Consider the following 17,919-nt stretch of genomic DNA (forward strand, 5'->3'; position numbering starts at 1 on the left):
TTACTCAGAGTTAAGTGATGATAGCCTAGGAGATACACCTGTACCCATGCCGAACACAGTAGTTAAGCCCTAGAACGCCGGAAGTAGTTGGGGGTTGCCCCCTGTGAGATATGGAAGTCGCTTAGCTCGAGGGAGTTTAGCTCAGCTGGGAGAGCATCTGCCTTACAAGCAGAGGGTCAGCGGTTCGATCCCGTTAACTCCCATTTTAGCGGGTGTAGTTTAGTGGTAAAACTACAGCCTTCCAAGCTGTTGTCGCGAGTTCGATTCTCGTCACCCGCTTTGAACTTTGTTCAAATACCAAGTTTTTAACTTGGGCGCGTAGCTCAGGTGGTTAGAGCGCACGCCTGATAAGCGTGAGGTCGGTGGTTCGAGTCCACTCGTGCCCATCTATGGATATGGTCCGTTGGTCAAGGGGTTAAGACACCGCCTTTTCACGGCGGTAACACGGGTTCGAATCCCGTACGGACTATTTGTTGGAGGATTACCCAAGTCCGGCTGAAGGGAACGGTCTTGAAAACCGTCAGGCGTGTAAAAGCGTGCGTGGGTTCGAATCCCACATCCTCCTTTTATATTAACGCGGGATGGAGCAGCTCGGTAGCTCGTCGGGCTCATAACCCGAAGGTCGTAGGTTCAAATCCTGCTCCCGCAATATTGGCTCGGTAGCTCAGTTGGTAGAGCAATGGATTGAAGCTCCATGTGTCGGCGGTTCGATTCCGTCTCGCGCCATATTTTATTTATAACTTGGAAGGGTAGCGAAGAGGCTAAACGCGGCGGACTGTAAATCCGCTCCTTCGGGTTCGGGGGTTCGAATCCCTCCCCTTCCATTGCTTTAGTTACGGGCATAGTTTAAAGGTAGAACTAAGGTCTCCAAAACCTTCAGTGTGGGTTCAATTCCTACTGCCCGTGTTAATAAAATTATGGCGGGTGTGGTGAAGTGGTTAACACACCAGATTGTGGCTCTGGCATGCGTGGGTTCGATCCCCATCACTCGCCTATTTTATATTATTGGGGTATAGCCAAGCGGTAAGGCAAGGGACTTTGACTCCCTCATGCGTTGGTTCGAATCCAGCTACCCCAGTTACTATTTGCCGGCGTGGCGGAATTGGCAGACGCGCTGGACTCAAAATCCAGTGTCCGCAAGGACGTGCCGGTTCGACCCCGGCCGCCGGTATAGTAGTAATGACAAGGTTTCTAGACCTTGTCTTTTCTTTTATCTGATTATCTGTATTTGCTTAAGTTACTAAAAATTATGGCTCTTTGTCAACTGTAGTGGGTTGAAGTCAGCTAAGATCGAGAAAGGACGAATTTCGTCCTTTCTTTTTTGATGTTGAGAGCGATGAAAATCCGTTTTTGAACTTTTCAAAGTTCCTAAAACTAATGGCATTTCGCTTGATAAGTTTGATGAGATTATTAGTCGCTTCTAATTTTGCATTAGAATAGGGTAACTGAAGAGCGTTGACGATTTTCTCTTTGTCCTTGAGGGAAGGTTTTAAAGACAGTCTGAAAAAGAGGATGAACCTGCTTTAGATTCTCCTCGATGAGCCTGAGCCTAGAAATTCGAAAGCGAAGCTGTTTAGCTAAGTCATAGTAAGGACTAAACATATCCATCGTAATGATTTTCACCTGACAGCGAACGATTCTATCGTAGCGAAGAAAGTAATTTCGGATGATAGTTTGTGTGGTTACTTACAGTTTACACCAATGAAACGCTATGAGTTTTTTGTTGCACTATATTTTACAATTTATCACACAAAAATAGGCTCCATAAATAATATCTATAGGGGGATTTACCCACTACAAATATTATAGAGCCTTATTTTTGAGTGCCATTCTAATCTTTTTTGCTTAGATTTTTGGTATAATATTACTTATTCACAATTTATTTTGATTATGAAAGAGTTTGGTGATTGATGTCTCGGTCTGTTGAATTACTAAAGAAACGTTACTTAAAGAATATAAAAGAGAACCCAGATTTATTTATTGGGATTGAGTTAGAATTTCCTATTGTAAATTTAGAGGGTAAGGCTACAGATGGTGAAGTTGTTAAGGATCTCTTTCAGTATTTACCATCAGTACTGGGATTTACTATCGAAAAAGTGGATGATTTTGGGAATCCAATTCAGTTGTTTGATCCAGTCAGCCAAGATACGATCTTATTCGAGGTTGCTTATACGACGATTGAGTTTGCATTCGGAAAGGCCGAATCTATCCAAGAGGTAGAAGAACGCTTTAACTTCTATATGGCTACGATTCAGAATAAGTTGGGTGAAGCTAATCATGCTATTGTTGGCTGTGGCATTCATCCTAACTGGTATAAAAATGAGAATTGTCCAGTGGCTTATCCACGCTATCAGATGTTGATGGCTTACTTGAACTTAAGTAGAAGTAAGATTTGTAGAGGTTTACACGATTTCCCTGAGTATGGTGCCTTTATCTGTGGAAGTCAGGTTCAACTAGACGTTTCAAGGTCCAACTACCTGCGTGTTATCAATGCTTTTACTCAAATTGAAGCTGCCAAAGCTTATTTGTTTGCCAATTCTGAGTTTTCAGGGGCAGATTGGGATACCAAAATTTCGAGAGATATTTTTTGGGAAGAATCCATGCATGGTATCTATCCAGAGAATGTAGGTGTCAATACTAGACTATTTAAAGATGAGGATGATTTTTTTGACTATATAAATCATTCTGCGATTTTTACTGCGGAGCGTGATGGGCAGATCTATTATTTTTATCCGATTCAGGCTAGAGATTATTTGACTACACCTGAAATCCAAGCATTCACCCTTAATGGGGATGAGGTATTGATTCATCCTCAGGAGGAGGATTTCCAAACTCATCGTAGTTACCAGTACCAAGACTTAACGACTCGAGGAACAGTTGAGTTTCGTAGTGTGTGTACTCAGCCGCTTGATAGGACCTTTGCTTCTGCTGCCTTTCACTTAGGCTTGTTGGTTCATTTAGACAGGCTTGAAGCTTACTTGCGAACTGCTCCATTTTTTACCACAGCTGGTCGTGATTATAAGCTTTTAAGACGACAATTTTCTAAAAAACAACTCACAGATGAAGAAGAAACTGCGGTTCTCGAGTTTTCTAAAGATTTACTCACCTTAGCTGAGGAAGGACTGGAGAAAAGAGATAAGCAAGAAATGGTTTATTTAGAACCTTTGAAGAAAGAATTGGGATTATAATTTCTCTTATAAAGGGAGAATTTTCTGAAAAATCGTGATATAATGGAAGAGACTATAGATAAAGGATAGAGATTCATGACATTAGTTTATCAATCAACGCGTGATGCGAATAATACAGTAACTGCCAGCCAAGCTATTTTGCAAGGTTTGGCGACGGATGGTGGTCTGTTTACACCACTTACTTATCCAAAGGTGGATTTGGATTTTGACACATTAAAAGATGCTTCTTACCAAGAGGTGGCTAAATTAGTTTTATCAGCATTTTTAGATGACTTTACGGCTGAGGAGTTGGACTACTGTATCAACAATGCCTACGATAGCAAGTTTGATACTCCAGCTATTGCGCCATTGGTGAAATTGGATGGGCAATACAACTTGGAATTGTTCCATGGTTCAACGATTGCCTTTAAAGATATGGCCTTGTCTATCTTGCCATACTTTATGACGACAGCCGCTAAAAAGCATGGTTTGGAGAACAAGATTGTCATTTTGACAGCGACATCTGGTGATACTGGGAAAGCTGCTATGGCGGGGTTTGCCGATGTGCCTGGAACTGAGATTATCGTCTTTTATCCAAAGGATGGTGTCAGCAAGGTACAAGAGTTGCAAATGACCACTCAGACTGGAGATAATACCCATGTTGTAGCTATTGATGGTAACTTTGACGATGCGCAAACAAATGTGAAACATATGTTTAACGATGTAGCTCTTCGTGAAAAGTTGGCGGCCAATAAACTGCAATTTTCATCAGCTAACTCTATGAACATTGGTCGTTTGGTACCACAAATTGTTTATTATGTTTATGCCTACGCTCAGTTGGTCAAGTCTGGTGAGATTGTAGCTGGTGATAAGGTCAACTTCTCAGTACCAACAGGAAACTTTGGAAATATCTTGGCTGCCTTTTATGCTAAGCAAATCGGTCTTCCAGTTGGCAAATTAATCTGTGCTTCAAATGACAATAATGTTTTAACTGACTTCTTTAAAACACGTGTCTATGACAAGAAACGTGAGTTTAAGGTCACAACTAGCCCATCTATGGATATCCTGGTATCTTCAAACTTGGAGCGCTTGATTTTCCATCTTTTGGGGAATGATGCGGTTAAGACTGCTGAACTCATGAATGCCTTGAGTACACAAGGACAATATGAATTGACAGACTTTGATGCAGCGATTCTGGAACTCTTTGCAGCTGAATATGCGACTGAGGAAGAAACTGCGACAGAAATTAAACGTGTTTATCAAACAGATGCCTACATCGAGGATCCCCACACGGCGGTTGCCTCAGCAGTTTATAGAAAATACCAAGCAGCTACTGGCGATGTAACCAAGACAGTGATTGCTTCAACAGCTAGTCCATACAAGTTCCCAGTGGTTGCAGTAGAAGCTGTAACAGGAAAAGCAGGCTTGACAGACTTTGAAGCCTTGGCTCAATTACATGACATTTCAGGAGTGGCAGTACCACCAGCGGTTGATGGCCTTGAAGCAGCTCCAGTTCGTCATAAAACAACAGTGGCAGCTGCTGACATGCAAGCAGCGGTGGAGGCTTATCTAGGACTTTAAGACAGAGGAAGTAAACTCGGTTGGGAAACCAACTGAGTTTCTTTTCATCAGGAGGACAGATTGTTTAGAAAAAATAAAGACATTCTCAACATTGCCTTGCCCGCTATGGGCGAAAACTTTTTGCAGATGCTCATGGGGATGGTGGACAGCTACTTGGTCGCCAACTTGGGATTGATCGCTATTTCGGGTGTTTCAGTGGCTGGCAATATTATCACGATTTATCAGGCCATTTTCATCGCTTTGGGGGCTGCTATTTCCAGTGTTATTTCAAAAAGCATGGGGCAGAAAGACCAGTCCAAGCTAGCTTATCATGTGACTGAAGCGCTGAAGATTACCTTGCTACTGAGTTTGCTTTTAGGGGCCTTGTCTATCTTTGCTGGGCAAGAGATGATAGGACTCTTGGGGACGGAGAGGGATGTAGCTGAGAGTGGTGGACTCTACCTATCTTTGGTAGGCGGATCGATTGTTCTATTGGGTTTGATGACGAGTCTAGGTGCCTTGATTCGTGCAACGCATAATCCGCGTCTGCCTCTCTATGTTAGTTTTTTATCCAATGCCTTGAATATTCTCTTTTCAAGTCTAGCTATTTTTGTTCTTAATATGGGGATAGCTGGTGTTGCATGGGGGACTATTCTGTCTCGCTTGGTTGGTCTTTTGATTTTATGGTCGCAATTAAAACTGCCTTATGAGAAACCGACTTTTGGACTGGATAAAGACTTACTGACCTTGGCTTTGCCAGCGGCAGGAGAGCGGCTTATGATGAGGGCTGGAGATGTAGTTATCATTGCTTTGGTCGTTTCTTTTGGGACGGAGGCAGTAGCGGGGAACGCAGTCGGAGAAGTCCTGACCCAGTTTAACTATATGCCTGCCTTTGGCGTCGCTACGGCGACAGTCATGCAGGTAGCTCGAGCAGTTGGGGAGGATAACTGGGAAAGAGTAGATGATTTGAGCAAGAAAACCTTTTGGCTTTCCCTGCTTCTCATGTTGCCCTTAACTCTCAGTATCTATGCCTTGGGGACACCATTGACTCATCTCTATACGACCGACCCTGTAGCGGTCGAAGCGAGCGTTTTGGTTGCACTGTTCTCTCTACTAGGAACCCCCATGGCGACAGGGACAGTTATTTATACGGCAGTTTGGCAGGGCTTGGGAAATGCTCGCCTCCCCTTTTATGCGACAAGTATTGGGATGTGGTGTATCCGCATAGGGACAGCTTATCTGATGGGGCTTGTTCTTGGTTGGGGCTTACCTGGTATTTGGGCAGGAACTCTTTTGGATAATGGTTTTCGTTGGTTATTTCTACGCTACCGTTACCAGCGTTATATGAGCTTGAAAGGATAGAAAATGCAAAAAACAGCTTTTATTTGGGATTTAGACGGGACTTTATTGGATTCTTACGAAGCAATTTTATCAGGGATTGAGGAGACCTTTGCTCAGTTTTCTATTCCTTATAATAAGGAGAAAGTGAGAGAGTTTATCCTCAAGTTTTCTGTGCAGGATTTGCTGGAGCAAGTGGCAGAAGAGAGAAAACTGGATGCGGAAGTGCTCAATCAGGTACGTGCCCAGAGCCTGGCTGAGAAGAATGCTCAGGTAGTTTTGATGCCATGTGCGCGTGAGGTGTTGAATTGGGCAGACCAAGTAGGAATTCGGAACTTTGTTTACACTCATAAAGGGGACAATGCTTTTACTATTCTAAAGGATCTGGGATTGGAATCCTATTTTACAGAGATTTTAACCAGTCAGAGTGGCTTTGAGCGCAAGCCTAATCCAGAAGCGGCTACCTATTTGTTAGACAAGTATCAGCTGGATCCTGAGAAGACCTATTATATAGGGGACCGGACTTTAGATGTGGAATTTGCCAAGAATAGCGGTATTCAAAGCATCAACTTTTTAGAGTCTTCTTTTGAAGGCAATCACATGATTCGAGCACTAGCAGATATTCCTCATATTTTTGAGAGTAAGTAACGAGAAGATTGTGTCAGTTGTGTGACAGAGACCTAACAAACTATTTCAAGTAATCGAGTTTGTTACAAGGAATAGACAGTTCTATTAAATAGGCCCGAGAGGGCTTTTTTTCAGCTTTTTTTGTGTTATGATAGACAGGTACTCATTTGAAAGGAATATGAACGAATGAAGAAAAGAATGATTTTAGTCTCAACAGTAGCCTTGTCATTTGCCCCAGTATTGGCAACTCAAGCAGAAGAAGTCCTTTGGACTGCACGTAGTGTTGAGCAAATCCAAAACGATTTGACTAAAACGGACAACAAAACAAGCTATACAGTACAGTATGGTGATACCTTGAGCACCATTGCAGAAGCCTTGGGTGTAGATGTCACAGTTCTTGCAAATTTGAACAAAATCACCAATATGGACTTGATTTTCCCAGATACTGTCCTCACCACAACTGTCAATGAGGAAGAAGAGGTAACGGAAGTTGAAATCCAAGCTCCTCAAGCAGATGCTAGTGAAGAAGTTACGACTGCGACAGCTGATTTGACGACGAATCAAGTGACAGTCGATGAACAAACAGTTCAAGTAGAAGACCTTTCTCAACCGATTGAGGAAGCTCCAACTGCAACAGAGACTGAAAAACCAGCAGAAGTAGCGCCAAGTTCAGAAGTTTCTGAGACAGCGACAGTTGCTGAGGAGACACCATCTACAGAAATACCTGTAGCAGAAGAAACAGCTGAAATGACTCCAGCGGAAGCACCGGTAGCAGAAACAACTAGTCCAGTTGAAGAAGAAGCTCTTCAAGCGACTACTCCAGCAGAAGCACCAGTAGCAGCTACTCCAGCAACTGAAACGCCTGCTGATACAACAGGAACAAGTGCAACAGAAGAAACAGCGGCATCAACAGCAACTTCTGAGACTGCAACTTCGACTTATCAAGCGGAGCAAAGTCAAACTCCTTCAAGAACTTATTCAGCTCCAGCTGCTCCTGACTATGCAGGACTTGCTGTAGCTAAGTCTGAGAATGCTGGTCTTCAACCACAAACTGCAGCCTTCAAAGAAGAAATTGCCAATTTGTTTGGAATTACATCCTTTAGCGGCTACCGTCCTGGTGACAGTGGAGACCATGGTAAAGGATTGGCCATCGACTTTATGGTCCCAGTGAGTTCAGCACTTGGTGATCAAATCGCGGAATACGCGGTTCAAAATATGGCTAGCCGTGGTATCAACTACATCATCTGGAAACAACGTTTCTACGCTCCATACGATAGTAAATATGGACCTGCCTACACGTGGAATCCAATGCCAGACCGTGGTAGTGTGACCGAAAATCACTATGACCACGTTCACGTATCAATGAATTAAGAATAATAAGAAGCTATACATTTAAAAGTGTAGCTTCTTTTTGTGTAAAATAGTGTTGATAAGTGAAATAAAATCTAAAACATGCTAAAATGTAAGCGGATACAAAACTATACTAACGCTTTTAAGCATAGAGAGAAAGGATGAAGTGAATGACAAATCGATTAAAAACTCCATTTGAGAAAACAAGAGATGATTTTGAAGAGGAATTTTGTGGTGAAATTGTCGAATTCTTGATTTTTACCCTCCAAAATGTAACTGGGGCCGCTTCTTTAAAAGATGGTTGTAAAATGCCGTCCGTTCATTTTAAAGCTAGTGTCAATGTTGCAACCCAGGAATTCTCTGAACGTGAGGGACGTTTGGAATGGGTATTAACTCCTGAGGAATTTGAAGAAAAGAGATGGGGCTTTAGTTTTGAACCCTACAAAATTCATCATATCAAATGTCAAAAACGCCCCTTCATGGAGTTAGAGCCATATATGTCAGAAGTAGCTAATAACTGCTACCACTTGCTGGAATACCTAGATGACCAATCCTCAGACTCTAGGTTAGAGACCTTGATTGAAACCTATCAAAAACCGGTCATCATTCAAGACGATATTGGCGAATTCACCTTAAACAGAGCCTATTCTTGGTTTGAAGGATTTATCACTTACGAGGGTGGTAAGATCCATGCTATCTTTGCTGCGAGTGCAGATGAAAGTCTCCCTCCAAGTTCTTTTGATGATCTAAAGAAATTTATGGGAACTTTCCAAGTTCAAGATACTCGGATTAAAGACTATATTGTCAAAGAACTGTGGGAAATAGCTCAAGACTGGATAGATTCAGATGAAAATGATGTGGAGTTAACAGAAGAGTATTTTACCAACTCTCTTTCCTTGAGTGAACTATCGATCAACGAAGACGGGGAATTGACCCTCTACTATGATGATAGCGAGGAAATTTTTGCAGGCCATGCCATCGAAGTTGTCATTGATAAAGAGGGAGAAATCCTTCGAGCAGATTTGGTAGGTTAGTGCTGGATTTTATCTAGAATATAGAAATAATAGCCTTTTGGGATTGAAACCAAGAGGCTATTTTTCGTGAGTAAGCAAAATAGTTGCATTTTTAATCTTTCTGTAATATACTTGATAACTCAATAGTTGATAAATCAAGTGTACGCAAGGAGGTAGAAATGAAAAAAATTAACGACTTACTGTATCAGCTCCATTTAACAGATCAGATGATCACTCAACTTTTTGAGAAACAATTGGGAATTAGTTTGACCCGCTATCAAATCTTGCAGTTTTTACTGCAGCAGTCACCCTGCAACCAGATTGCTGTTCAGGAGAAGTTGCAAATCGATCAGGCTGCCTTGACACGGCACTTTAAAATTCTGGAAAAGGAAGGTTTGGTCAAGCGCAGTCGGAATCCCGAAAACCAGAGGGAGGTTTTGGTGGAAGTGACAGACTTTGCGAGAGAGCAACTCGTAACCAACTCTCCCCAACAACATATAAAGGTAAAGAGTCAGATGGAAAGTGTACTTACAAAAGGAGAGCGAGAAGAGTTCAGTCGCTTGTTAGAAAAGTTGCAATCTGGCTTAGAAGAGATAGAAATTTAAGGAGAAGAATATGTCTATTTTTACAATTGTTTTAGCAACTATCGTTGCTTTGGAGCATTTTTACATTTTTTATTTGGAAAGTGTGGCTACGCAATCAGATACTACTAGTCGCGTGTTTAATGTGGATAAAGAAGAACTGGCTCGTCCTTCAGTGAGTTCATTGTTTAAAAATCAGGGGATTTATAATGCTTTAATAGGTGTCTTTCTCTTGTACGGGATTTATTTCTCGCAAAGTTTGGAAATTGTGACCATCTTTGTTTTATTTGTGCTTGGTGCAGCGACCTACGGTTCTCTAACTGCAGACAAGAAGATTATTCTGAAGCAAGGTGGACCCGCTATTTTGATTTTGCTGAGTATTTTGCTTTTGAAATAAGAAACCCAGCGTCTTTCAGGACGCTGGGTTTTGTAGGTTCTTATCCATTTCGACGTTTACGGGCTAGGAGGGCTCGGTAAAAGAAGATGTGATTGTTCTGGATATAGGGTAAGATTGAAAAACTAGCAATACCAAAGGTAATCCAATTGAGGAAGTACCAAGGAAGTAGTTGTAAGTCGAGGACAAAGCGCTGGAATTTGTAACCTTTCATCAAGAAACGGCTGGTTTTCAGGATTTGACTGGGTTTAGCCTGCCCTAAATCTAGAGTATCGCAGAGGAGGAATTCTACCTGCGAGTAGGCGTAATGTTGCGGGATATAGAGGCTATTGCCCACAATCATCAAGATGAGGCTCGCGAAAAAGTAGAGTCCAAAGGTCATAAGGAATTGCTCGGTTTCAACTGATGAGAGGTCTAATTTTGGAAATTCAGGATGTAGGGCGACAAATCTCCGAGCCAAGAGATTGCTATAAAAGAGAAAATAAACGCCTACTAAGTTTGGAATGCTCCATAAAAAGAGGTAGAAACGTTTGAGGAGCAGAGTTAGGAAGGTTTGCGAGAAGCGCTCTTCAGCAAAGAGGGCTAGACTTGATTTTACTGAGAGTTCTGTATCAGGATCCTTGAGGAGTCGGAGTGTCGCAAAGGCAGCACCTGCTAGAAAAATCGTGCTCACAAAAGAAACCACTAGCGGGAAGAGATAGGCTTGGAGCACTTGTGCCAGCATGCTGAAAAAGGATTGCTCTAAAACACTTTCTTGGAGACGAGCCAAGGGGTTGAGAAAGCCTGATAAGATGACCAGTATGCTAGGTAAGAGATAGACGAGAAAGAGGCGGGGATTTTCAGCCTGAAATTGCCTAGTCTGCAGACGAATGGTTTTTAAATCAATTTTTGGGTATTTCATTCTTTCATTATACCATAGTTCGTGACAGTTCCTGGTTTTTTTGATAAAATCATACAGTATGCCTTTGGGCACAAAGTATGAACTGGGACTGTCTTTCCCAGCTTCGGAGGTAGAAAATGTCAGATTCACCAATCAAATACCGTTTGATTAAGAAAGAAAAACACACAGGAGCTCGTCTAGGAGAAATCATCACCCCACACGGTACCTTCCCGACACCTATGTTTATGCCAGTTGGAACCCAAGCTACTGTCAAGACCCAGTCGCCAGAGGAGTTGAAGGAGATGGGATCAGGAATTATCCTCTCTAATACTTATCATCTATGGCTTCGCCCAGGGGACGAACTCATCGCACGCGCAGGTGGTCTCCACAAATTCATGAATTGGGACCAGCCAATCTTGACGGATAGTGGTGGTTTCCAGGTTTATTCCCTAGCTGATAGCCGAAATATCACCGAAGAAGGAGTAACCTTTAAAAACCATCTCAATGGTTCCAAGATGTTCCTATCACCGGAGAAAGCCATCTCTATTCAGAACAATCTAGGCTCAGACATCATGATGTCTTTTGATGAATGTCCTCAGTTTTACCAACCTTACGACTACGTTAAGAAATCCATCGAGCGTACCAGTCGTTGGGCCGAACGTGGCTTAAAGGCTCACCGTCGTCCGGAGGATCAAGGTTTGTTTGGGATTGTACAGGGGGCAGGATTTGAAGACCTTCGCCGTCAGTCAGCTCACGACCTTGTCAGCATGGACTTTCCAGGCTACTCTATCGGTGGTTTGGCAGTGGGAGAAACGCACGAAGAGATGAATGCAGTCTTGGATTTCACAACCCAACTTCTCCCAGAAAACAAACCTCGCTACCTGATGGGAGTGGGAGCGCCAGATAGCTTGATTGATGGGGTTATTCGTGGGGTGGACATGTTTGACTGTGTCCTACCGACTCGTATCGCTCGTAACGGTACCTGTATGACCAGCCAAGGGCGTTTGGTTGTCAAGAATGCCCAGTTTGCAGAGGACTTCACACCGCTGGATCCTGAGTGTGACTGCTACACATGTAAGAACTATACACGCGCCTACCTTCGCCACCTGCTCAAGGCTGACGAAACCTTCGGTATCCGCTTGACTAGCTACCATAATCTTTACTTCTTACTCAACCTGATGAAGCAGGTCCGCCAAGCCATCATGGATGATAATCTCTTGGAATTTCGTGAGTATTTTGTGGAAAAATATGGCTACAACAAGTCAGGACGCAATTTCTAAAGTGTAAAAACAGAATACTGAAATCCTAAGTTTTCTCTTAGGATTTTTCTTCTTTTTTTGATAAAATAAGGTGTATTATGGAATAAAATTAGATGTTTTTACGATCTAATTGAGTGGGGAATAAACTCGTATGCGTATTAAATGGTTTTCCTTGATTAGGATTACAGGTTTACTTTTGGTGCTCTTGTACCACTTCTTTCAAACAATCTTTCCTGGAGGCTTCTTTGGGGTAGATGTCTTTTTCACTTTTTCAGGATTTTTGATTACTGCCCTCCTTTTAGAAGAATTTGGGAAAAAACGCCAGATTGATTTACTAGGCTTTTTTAAGAGACGGTTTTACCGCATCGTACCACCTGTGGTTCTGATGGTTTTGGTGACCATGCCCTTTACCCTCCTAGTTCGCCAAGACTATGTTGCTGGAATTGGTGGCCAGATTGCTGGAGTTTTTGGTTTCATGACCAACTTCTATGAGATGTTAACAGGGGGAAGTTACGAATCCCAGTTCATTCCGCATCTCTTTGTTCATAACTGGAGTCTAGCTGTTGAGGTTCACTACTATATTCTCTGGGGCTTAGTGGTTTGGTTCTTATCGAAACGTTCAAAATCTAGTAGTCAATTGAGAGGGATGGTCTTTCTCCTTTCTGCGGGAGCTTTCATCATTAGCTTTTTCTCTATGTTTATTGGTAGTCTAATGGCTAGCTCCCATTCGTCTGTCTACTTTTCAAGTTTAACCCATGTTTATCCCTTCTTTTTAGGAAGCATTTTAGCGACGGTTGTGGGTGTTCGTCAGACGAGCGATTTAGTCAAGCAGTTTGACCGGACGTGGGATCTTCGTCAGAATTTACTGGTGTTTGCTGCAGGTCTTTTGGTATTAGTGCTCTTGACTTTCTTTGTCAAGTTCACCTACCTGTTTGCTTATCTATTCGGTTTCTTACTGGCAAGTTTAGCGGCCGTGACCATGATTTTTGCTGCGCGTGTTTTGCATGAGAAAACGCCTGAGATACAAGAACCTCATATAATCACATTTTTAGCGGATACCAGCTACGCGGTTTATCTCTTCCACTGGCCTTTTTATATTATCTTTTCGCAGTTGATGAGCAATCTGCCCGCTGTTATTTTAACCGTTATCTTTTCTTATTTCTTTGCTATCCTATCCTTCTATATTATTGAGCCATTGATTGCTGGTAAGACCAACGCTTTAGTTAGAAAAATCACTAAACTGCGTCATATCAAACCTATTAGTGCTAGTGTTGTGGGCGCCCTTTCCTTACTTACTTTGATTATCATAGCTGCAGCTCCTCAGGTTGGAGCTTTTGAGACAGACTTGATGGTCAATGGTTTCAAGCAAGCTCAGACCAATATAGGACAAACAAAGACTCTTGCTGAACAAGCTGAAGTCAGTCGCCTAGGAATTTCTGAGGGAACGAGTCTGATTGGGGATTCAGTGACTTTACGTGCCAATACGGCTTTAAAAGAGGCACTTCCTGATGCAAATATCAATGCTCAGGTTAGTCGGACGACCAAGCAAGCCAATGACATCATGCTCAATAATAGCCAGAACAAGGCGCTTTTAAAAACAGTTGTCATTGCAACGGGGGTCAACAATCCTGAAGGCTATAAGAATGATTTGGACAGCATCGTGAACAATCTACCGAAAGGGCACCATCTGATACTGGTGACACCTTATGAGGGAGACAAGAGCAAGGACACTTATGCATTAGTGGAGCAGTATGCGGCTTATACGAGAGAATTAGCTGAAAAGAATCCATATGTGAGCATTGCTGACTGGAATAAGGTCGCTAAGGAACACCCTGAAATCTGGGCTGGAACTGACCAAGTCCACTTTGGAAATGATAGCAACATGATTGAAGAAGGTGCTAAACTTTACGCAGAAACGATTGCAGCTGCTGTCAAGGCTGCTCAAGAGCTACCTGTAAAATCAAAATAAGATCAAAGAGTTGGAGAAATCCAGCTCTTTTAAAATATCTCTAGAAAATAGGTCTATACCATTTACAAATGAAAAAGAAAGGTTTATAATGTAATTGACATAATAAATTCTAGAATCAATCTATCAAGGAGGTTATCATTATGCCTAATTATATTAAAGCGGATCAGTTTTTCTACCCACACGGAGTTCGTCGTGGCGGTTACTTGGAACTTGTGGATGGCAAGTTTGGCAAGCATGTAGAACAGATTCCTGAAGGAGCTGAGGTGATTGACTATACCGGTTATAGCATTGCCCCAGGACTTGTGGATACCCATATTCATGGATTTGGCGGTGTCGATGTCATGGATAATAATATCGAAGGAACCCTTCATACCATGAGTGAAGGATTGCTTAGCACAGGTGTTACCAGCTTCTTGCCAACGACGTTGACTTCCTCTTACGAGCAGTTGCTTGCGGTAACTGAAAATATCGGTGCTCGTTACCAGGAAGCAAGTGGAGCCAAGATTCGTGGGATCTATTTTGAAGGCCCTTATTTCACAGAGAAATACAAAGGAGCTCAAAATCCTGCTTACATGAAAGATCCTCGTATGGATGAGTTTCGTGCTTGGCAAAAAGCAGCTAATGGCCTGCTCAATAAAATTGCCCTTGCGCCAGAACGTGAAGGTGTAGAAGACTTTGTTCGTACAATTACGGGTGAAGGAGTGACTGTTGCTCTTGGACACTCCAATGCGACTTTTGATGAAGCTAAAAAAGCAGTCGATGCTGGAGCGAGTGTTTGGGTACATGCCTACAATGGAATGCGTGGGTTGACTCACCGTGAGCTCGGTATGGTGGGAGCCATGTATGAGTTGCCACATACTTACGCTGAATTGATTTGTGATGGTCACCACGTAGATCCAAAGGCCTGTGATATTTTGCTCAAGCAAAAAGGAACTGAAAATATCGCCCTTATCACAGACTGTATGACAGCTGGTGGCTTGGAAGATGGAGATTACATGTTGGGAGAATTCCCAGTAGTTGTTGCTAATGGAACTGCTCGCCTCAAATCGACAGGTAATTTGGCAGGTTCTATCCTTAAACTCAAAGATGGTTTGAAGAATGTGGTCGAATGGGGAATTGCGAATCCGCATGAAGCAGTCATGATGGCCAGCCTCAACCCAGCAAAATCTGTTCACATCGATGATGTCTGTGGTCAAATCCGTGAAGGTTACGATGCCGACTTTATCGTACTAGATAAAGATTTGGAATTGGTAGCAACCTACCTAGATGGTGTGAAACGTTATCAAGCCTAAGAAGATAAAAATAGGGGTCAATAAAGGACTCCTATTTTTATTATCAGATGAAAATAACAGGCTTCTTAAAGAAGTTTCTAATGGGGGAAATAAGCAAAATCCTTTTCTTGTATTAAAAAATTAGATATAATATACGGTACAAAGGAAGTAGTAAGAATGTATCGTGTTATAGAAATGTATGGGGATTTTGAACCGTGGTGGTTCATAGAAGGTTGGGAAGAAGATGTCATCATGAGTCAATCTTTTGATAAGTATTATGATGCTCTAAAATATTATAAATCATGCTGGTTTGAGCTGGAAAAGAAGAATCCTCTTTATAAGAGTCGGAGTGATTTGATGACTATTTTTTGGGATCCTGCTGATAAACGCTGGTGTGATGAGTGCGATGAGTATTTGCAGCAGTACCATTCTTTGGCACTTTTACAGGATGAGCAAGTCATCCCCGATGAAAAGCTACGTCCAGGCTACGAAAAACAAACAGGCCAAGAAAAACACCGTTCTTGCCGTATGAAATGGAGATAAAAAGTAACTTTTTAAGTTGCTTTTTTTATTTTTTTGCGAATAGTTAGATAAGGAGGGCGGTATGGTACAAGAAATTGCACAGAAAATTATTGCGACTGCGAAAGAAAAGAAGGCTCAGGATATCTATTTTATCCCCAAGGAAAAGTGCTATGAGCTTCACATGCGGATTGGAGACGAGCGGTGTCTAGTTGACTCCTATGAGTTTGATGTTTTAGCTGCTGTGATTAGTCATTTTAAGTTTGTAGCGGGTATGAATGTAGGAGAGAAGAGGCGTAGTCAGCTGGGCTCTTGCGATTATCAGCATGGGGAGAAGGTGTCTTCTCTGCGTTTGTCTACCGTGGGAGATTATCGGGGGCATGAGAGTTTGGTCATTCGTTTGTTACACGATGAGGAGCAGGATTTGCATTTCTGGTTTCAGGATATGAACGAACTGGGCAAGCAGTACAGGCAACGGGGTCTCTATCTATTTGCAGGTCCCGTCGGAAGTGGCAAGACGACCTTGATGCACGAATTAGCCAAGTCCCTCTTTAAGGGGCAGCAGGTCATGTCCATTGAAGACCCTGTCGAGATCAAGCAGGAAGAGATGTTGCAGTTGCAGTTGAATGAGGCGATTGGACTGACCTATGAAAATCTGATCAAACTGTCTCTCCGTCATCGTCCAGATCTCTTGATTATCGGTGAAATTCGTGATAGCGAGACGGCGCGTGCAGTGGTTAGAGCCAGTTTGACAGGGGCGACAGTCTTTTCAACCATTCATGCCAAGAGTATCCGAGGAGTTTATGAACGCCTTCTGGAGTTGGGTGTGACGGAGGAGGAACTAGCAGTTGTCCTGCAAGGTGTCTGCTATCAGAGATTAATCGGGGGAGGAGGAATCGTTGACTTTGCAAACAAAGACTATCAGGAACATCAGCCAACCAGGTGGAATGCGCAGATTGACCAGCTTCTTAAAGATGGACATATCACAAGTCTTCAGGCTAAAACGGAAAAAATTAGCTACAGCTAAGCAGAAGAAAATCATCACCTTGTTTAACAACCTCTTCTCCAGTGGTTTTCATTTGGTGGAAATTATTTCTTTCTTGGGGAGAAGTGCCTTGCTGGAAAAGGACTATGTGACCCAGATGCACCAAGGCTTGTCTCAGGGGAAATCATTTTCAGAGATGATGGACAGCTTGGGTTTTTCAAGTGCTATTGTGACTCAGTTATCCCTAGCTGAAGTTCATGGGAATCTTCATCTGAGTTTGGGAAAGATAGAAGAATATTTGGATAATTTGGCCAAGGTTAAGAAAAAGTTAATCGAAGTGGCGACCTATCCTTTGATTTTGCTGGGATTTCTCCTGCTAATCATGCTGGGATTGAGAAACTATCTACTACCCCAACTGGACAGTAGCAATATTGCCACCCAAATCATCGGTAATCTGCCACAAATTTTTCTTGGACTAGTGTTGGTTTGCTCTCTATCTTTACTTTTAGCCCTCACTTTCTATAAAAGAAGTTCCAAGATGCGGGTCTTTTCTATTTTGGCACGGATTCCCTTTCTAGGAATCTTTGTCCAGACTTATCTGACAGCTTATTATGCGCGTGAATGGGGCAATATGGTTTCACAGGGAATGGAGCTGACGCAGATTTTTCAGATCATGCAGAAACAAGGTTCTCAGCTTTTTAAAGAAATCGGTCAAGATCTAGCTCAAGCCCTGCAAAATGGCCGCGAATTTTCTCAAACCATAGCGAGATATCCATTCTTTAAGAAGGAGTTGAGTCTCATCATCGAGTATGGAGAAGTCAAGTCCAAGCTGGGGAGTGAGTTGGAAATCTATGCTGAAAAAACTTGGGAAGCTTTTTTTACCCGAGTTAATCGTACCATGAATCTGGTACAGCCACTGGTTTTTATCTTTGTGGCCCTGATTATCGTTTTACTTTATGCGGCAATGCTTATGCCCATGTATCAAAATATGGAGGTAAATTTTTAA

General features: G+C 42.5%; 15 protein-coding genes, 12 tRNA genes, 1 rRNA gene and 1 pseudogene. 27 read left to right on the forward strand and 2 right to left on the reverse strand.

Features of this window, described 5'->3' with window-relative positions; translation table 11 throughout:
- The first annotated feature begins 10 nt into the window (after positions 1-10).
- The 13 genes from rrf (at position 11) to KZX55_RS08615 (ending at position 1,171) form a co-directional block, all read left to right on the forward strand.
- Positions 11-126 (forward strand): 5S ribosomal RNA (gene rrf / locus KZX55_RS08555).
- Positions 127-130: 4 nt separating this feature from the next.
- Positions 131-203 (forward strand) — tRNA-Val (locus KZX55_RS08560).
- A gap of 5 nt (positions 204-208) precedes the next feature.
- Positions 209-279: transfer RNA gene (locus KZX55_RS08565), tRNA-Gly, on the forward strand.
- Between the two features lie 33 nt (positions 280-312).
- Positions 313-386 (forward strand) — tRNA-Ile (locus KZX55_RS08570).
- A gap of 11 nt (positions 387-397) precedes the next feature.
- Positions 398-469, forward strand: a tRNA-Glu gene (locus tag KZX55_RS08575).
- Between the two features lie 6 nt (positions 470-475).
- Positions 476-565, forward strand: a tRNA-Ser gene (locus KZX55_RS08580).
- 10 nt (positions 566-575) lie between these two features.
- Positions 576-649, forward strand: a tRNA-Met gene (locus tag KZX55_RS08585).
- A 4-nt stretch (positions 650-653) separates the two neighbouring features.
- Positions 654-726, forward strand: a tRNA-Phe gene (locus KZX55_RS08590).
- 17 nt (positions 727-743) lie between these two features.
- A tRNA-Tyr gene (locus KZX55_RS08595) sits at positions 744-824 on the forward strand.
- An 11-nt stretch (positions 825-835) separates the two neighbouring features.
- Positions 836-906 (forward strand) — tRNA-Trp (locus tag KZX55_RS08600).
- 14 nt (positions 907-920) lie between these two features.
- Positions 921-993: transfer RNA gene (locus KZX55_RS08605), tRNA-His, on the forward strand.
- A gap of 13 nt (positions 994-1,006) precedes the next feature.
- Positions 1,007-1,078: transfer RNA gene (locus KZX55_RS08610), tRNA-Gln, on the forward strand.
- A gap of 9 nt (positions 1,079-1,087) precedes the next feature.
- Positions 1,088-1,171 (forward strand) — tRNA-Leu (locus KZX55_RS08615).
- Between the two features lie 113 nt (positions 1,172-1,284).
- On the opposite strand, the pseudogene KZX55_RS08620 reads toward KZX55_RS08615, so the two are convergent.
- Positions 1,285-1,680 (reverse strand): annotated as a pseudogene (locus tag KZX55_RS08620) (transposase); the annotation flags it as partial.
- Positions 1,681-1,910: 230 nt separating this feature from the next.
- On the opposite strand from KZX55_RS08620, the gene KZX55_RS08625 reads away from it, so the two are divergent.
- The 8 genes from KZX55_RS08625 to KZX55_RS08660 all read left to right on the forward strand — a co-directional run bounded on the left by KZX55_RS08625 (position 1,911) and on the right by KZX55_RS08660 (position 10,033).
- Entirely contained in the window at positions 1,911-3,188 is a 1,278-nt protein-coding gene (locus KZX55_RS08625) for a gamma-glutamylcysteine synthetase (protein WP_248026776.1), read from the forward strand.
- Between the two features lie 75 nt (positions 3,189-3,263).
- Complete coding sequence (thrC, locus tag KZX55_RS08630; RefSeq protein ID WP_248026779.1) at positions 3,264-4,748, forward strand: threonine synthase; 1,485 nt, start codon at positions 3,264-3,266, stop codon at positions 4,746-4,748.
- A 60-nt stretch (positions 4,749-4,808) separates the two neighbouring features.
- The gene (locus tag KZX55_RS08635; RefSeq protein ID WP_248026781.1) at positions 4,809-6,089 is read left to right on the forward strand and encodes an MATE family efflux transporter; all 1,281 of its coding nucleotides are present in this window, start codon (positions 4,809-4,811) and stop codon (positions 6,087-6,089) included.
- A gap of 3 nt (positions 6,090-6,092) precedes the next feature.
- A complete protein-coding gene (locus KZX55_RS08640) occupies positions 6,093-6,713 on the forward strand; it encodes an HAD family hydrolase (RefSeq protein ID WP_248026783.1) in 621 nt (206 codons plus the stop codon).
- 165 nt (positions 6,714-6,878) lie between these two features.
- The gene (locus tag KZX55_RS08645) at positions 6,879-8,063 is read left to right on the forward strand and encodes a LysM peptidoglycan-binding domain-containing protein (protein WP_248026785.1); all 1,185 of its coding nucleotides are present in this window, start codon (positions 6,879-6,881) and stop codon (positions 8,061-8,063) included.
- Positions 8,064-8,212: 149 nt separating this feature from the next.
- Entirely contained in the window at positions 8,213-9,076 is an 864-nt protein-coding gene (locus KZX55_RS08650) for a DUF2262 domain-containing protein (RefSeq protein ID WP_248026794.1), read from the forward strand.
- A gap of 158 nt (positions 9,077-9,234) precedes the next feature.
- On the forward strand, positions 9,235-9,660 hold the full coding sequence (locus KZX55_RS08655; RefSeq protein ID WP_007522862.1) for a MarR family winged helix-turn-helix transcriptional regulator: 426 nt from the start codon (positions 9,235-9,237) through the stop codon (positions 9,658-9,660).
- A 10-nt stretch (positions 9,661-9,670) separates the two neighbouring features.
- Positions 9,671-10,033 (forward strand): DUF1304 domain-containing protein, encoded by a 363-nt coding sequence (locus KZX55_RS08660; protein WP_248026796.1) that lies wholly within the window; start codon positions 9,671-9,673, stop codon positions 10,031-10,033.
- A 40-nt stretch (positions 10,034-10,073) separates the two neighbouring features.
- Here the strand turns inward: KZX55_RS08660 and KZX55_RS08665 are convergent, their stop codons facing one another.
- Positions 10,074-10,931, reverse strand: a complete 858-nt coding sequence (locus KZX55_RS08665; RefSeq protein WP_248026798.1) for a DUF975 family protein — start codon at positions 10,929-10,931, stop codon at positions 10,074-10,076.
- 116 nt (positions 10,932-11,047) lie between these two features.
- On the opposite strand from KZX55_RS08665, the gene tgt reads away from it, so the two are divergent.
- The 6 genes from tgt to comGB all read left to right on the forward strand — a co-directional run bounded on the left by tgt (position 11,048) and on the right by comGB (position 17,919).
- Positions 11,048-12,190 (forward strand): tRNA guanosine(34) transglycosylase Tgt, encoded by a 1,143-nt coding sequence (gene tgt, locus KZX55_RS08670; protein ID WP_001285233.1) that lies wholly within the window; start codon positions 11,048-11,050, stop codon positions 12,188-12,190.
- A gap of 130 nt (positions 12,191-12,320) precedes the next feature.
- Entirely contained in the window at positions 12,321-14,138 is a 1,818-nt protein-coding gene (locus tag KZX55_RS08675; protein ID WP_248026800.1) for an acyltransferase family protein, read from the forward strand.
- Between the two features lie 140 nt (positions 14,139-14,278).
- The gene (gene nagA / locus KZX55_RS08680; RefSeq protein ID WP_001134442.1) at positions 14,279-15,430 is read left to right on the forward strand and encodes an N-acetylglucosamine-6-phosphate deacetylase; all 1,152 of its coding nucleotides are present in this window, start codon (positions 14,279-14,281) and stop codon (positions 15,428-15,430) included.
- A gap of 156 nt (positions 15,431-15,586) precedes the next feature.
- Positions 15,587-15,952, forward strand: a complete 366-nt coding sequence (locus tag KZX55_RS08685) for a DUF1033 family protein (RefSeq protein ID WP_000286396.1) — start codon at positions 15,587-15,589, stop codon at positions 15,950-15,952.
- 61 nt (positions 15,953-16,013) lie between these two features.
- Positions 16,014-16,955 (forward strand): competence type IV pilus ATPase ComGA, encoded by a 942-nt coding sequence (comGA, locus tag KZX55_RS08690; protein WP_248026811.1) that lies wholly within the window; start codon positions 16,014-16,016, stop codon positions 16,953-16,955.
- Entirely contained in the window at positions 16,903-17,919 is a 1,017-nt protein-coding gene (gene comGB / locus KZX55_RS08695; protein WP_248026835.1) for a competence type IV pilus assembly protein ComGB, read from the forward strand. Before comGA ends, comGB begins: the two co-directional genes overlap by 53 nt.

It is taken from the genome of Streptococcus halitosis (genome assembly GCF_023147855.1).
GTDB lineage: Bacteria > Bacillota > Bacilli > Lactobacillales > Streptococcaceae > Streptococcus > Streptococcus halitosis_B.

Coding starts and splice junctions, on each gene's coding strand:
- KZX55_RS08640 (WP_248026783.1), top strand. CDS start 6,093: ATGCAAAAAACAGCTTTTATTTGGGATTTAGACGGGACTTTATTGGAT.
- comGB (WP_248026835.1), top strand. CDS start 16,903: ATGGACATATCACAAGTCTTCAGGCTAAAACGGAAAAAATTAGCTACA.
- KZX55_RS08655 (WP_007522862.1), top strand. CDS start 9,235: ATGAAAAAAATTAACGACTTACTGTATCAGCTCCATTTAACAGATCAG.
- comGA (WP_248026811.1), top strand. CDS start 16,014: ATGGTACAAGAAATTGCACAGAAAATTATTGCGACTGCGAAAGAAAAG.
- KZX55_RS08665 (WP_248026798.1), bottom strand. CDS start 10,931: ATGAAATACCCAAAAATTGATTTAAAAACCATTCGTCTGCAGACTAGG.
- KZX55_RS08645 (WP_248026785.1), top strand. CDS start 6,879: ATGAAGAAAAGAATGATTTTAGTCTCAACAGTAGCCTTGTCATTTGCC.
- KZX55_RS08660 (WP_248026796.1), top strand. CDS start 9,671: ATGTCTATTTTTACAATTGTTTTAGCAACTATCGTTGCTTTGGAGCAT.
- KZX55_RS08675 (WP_248026800.1), top strand. CDS start 12,321: ATGCGTATTAAATGGTTTTCCTTGATTAGGATTACAGGTTTACTTTTG.
- tgt (WP_001285233.1), top strand. CDS start 11,048: ATGTCAGATTCACCAATCAAATACCGTTTGATTAAGAAAGAAAAACAC.
- KZX55_RS08650 (WP_248026794.1), top strand. CDS start 8,213: ATGACAAATCGATTAAAAACTCCATTTGAGAAAACAAGAGATGATTTT.
- KZX55_RS08685 (WP_000286396.1), top strand. CDS start 15,587: ATGTATCGTGTTATAGAAATGTATGGGGATTTTGAACCGTGGTGGTTC.
- KZX55_RS08625 (WP_248026776.1), top strand. CDS start 1,911: ATGTCTCGGTCTGTTGAATTACTAAAGAAACGTTACTTAAAGAATATA.
- thrC (WP_248026779.1), top strand. CDS start 3,264: ATGACATTAGTTTATCAATCAACGCGTGATGCGAATAATACAGTAACT.
- nagA (WP_001134442.1), top strand. CDS start 14,279: ATGCCTAATTATATTAAAGCGGATCAGTTTTTCTACCCACACGGAGTT.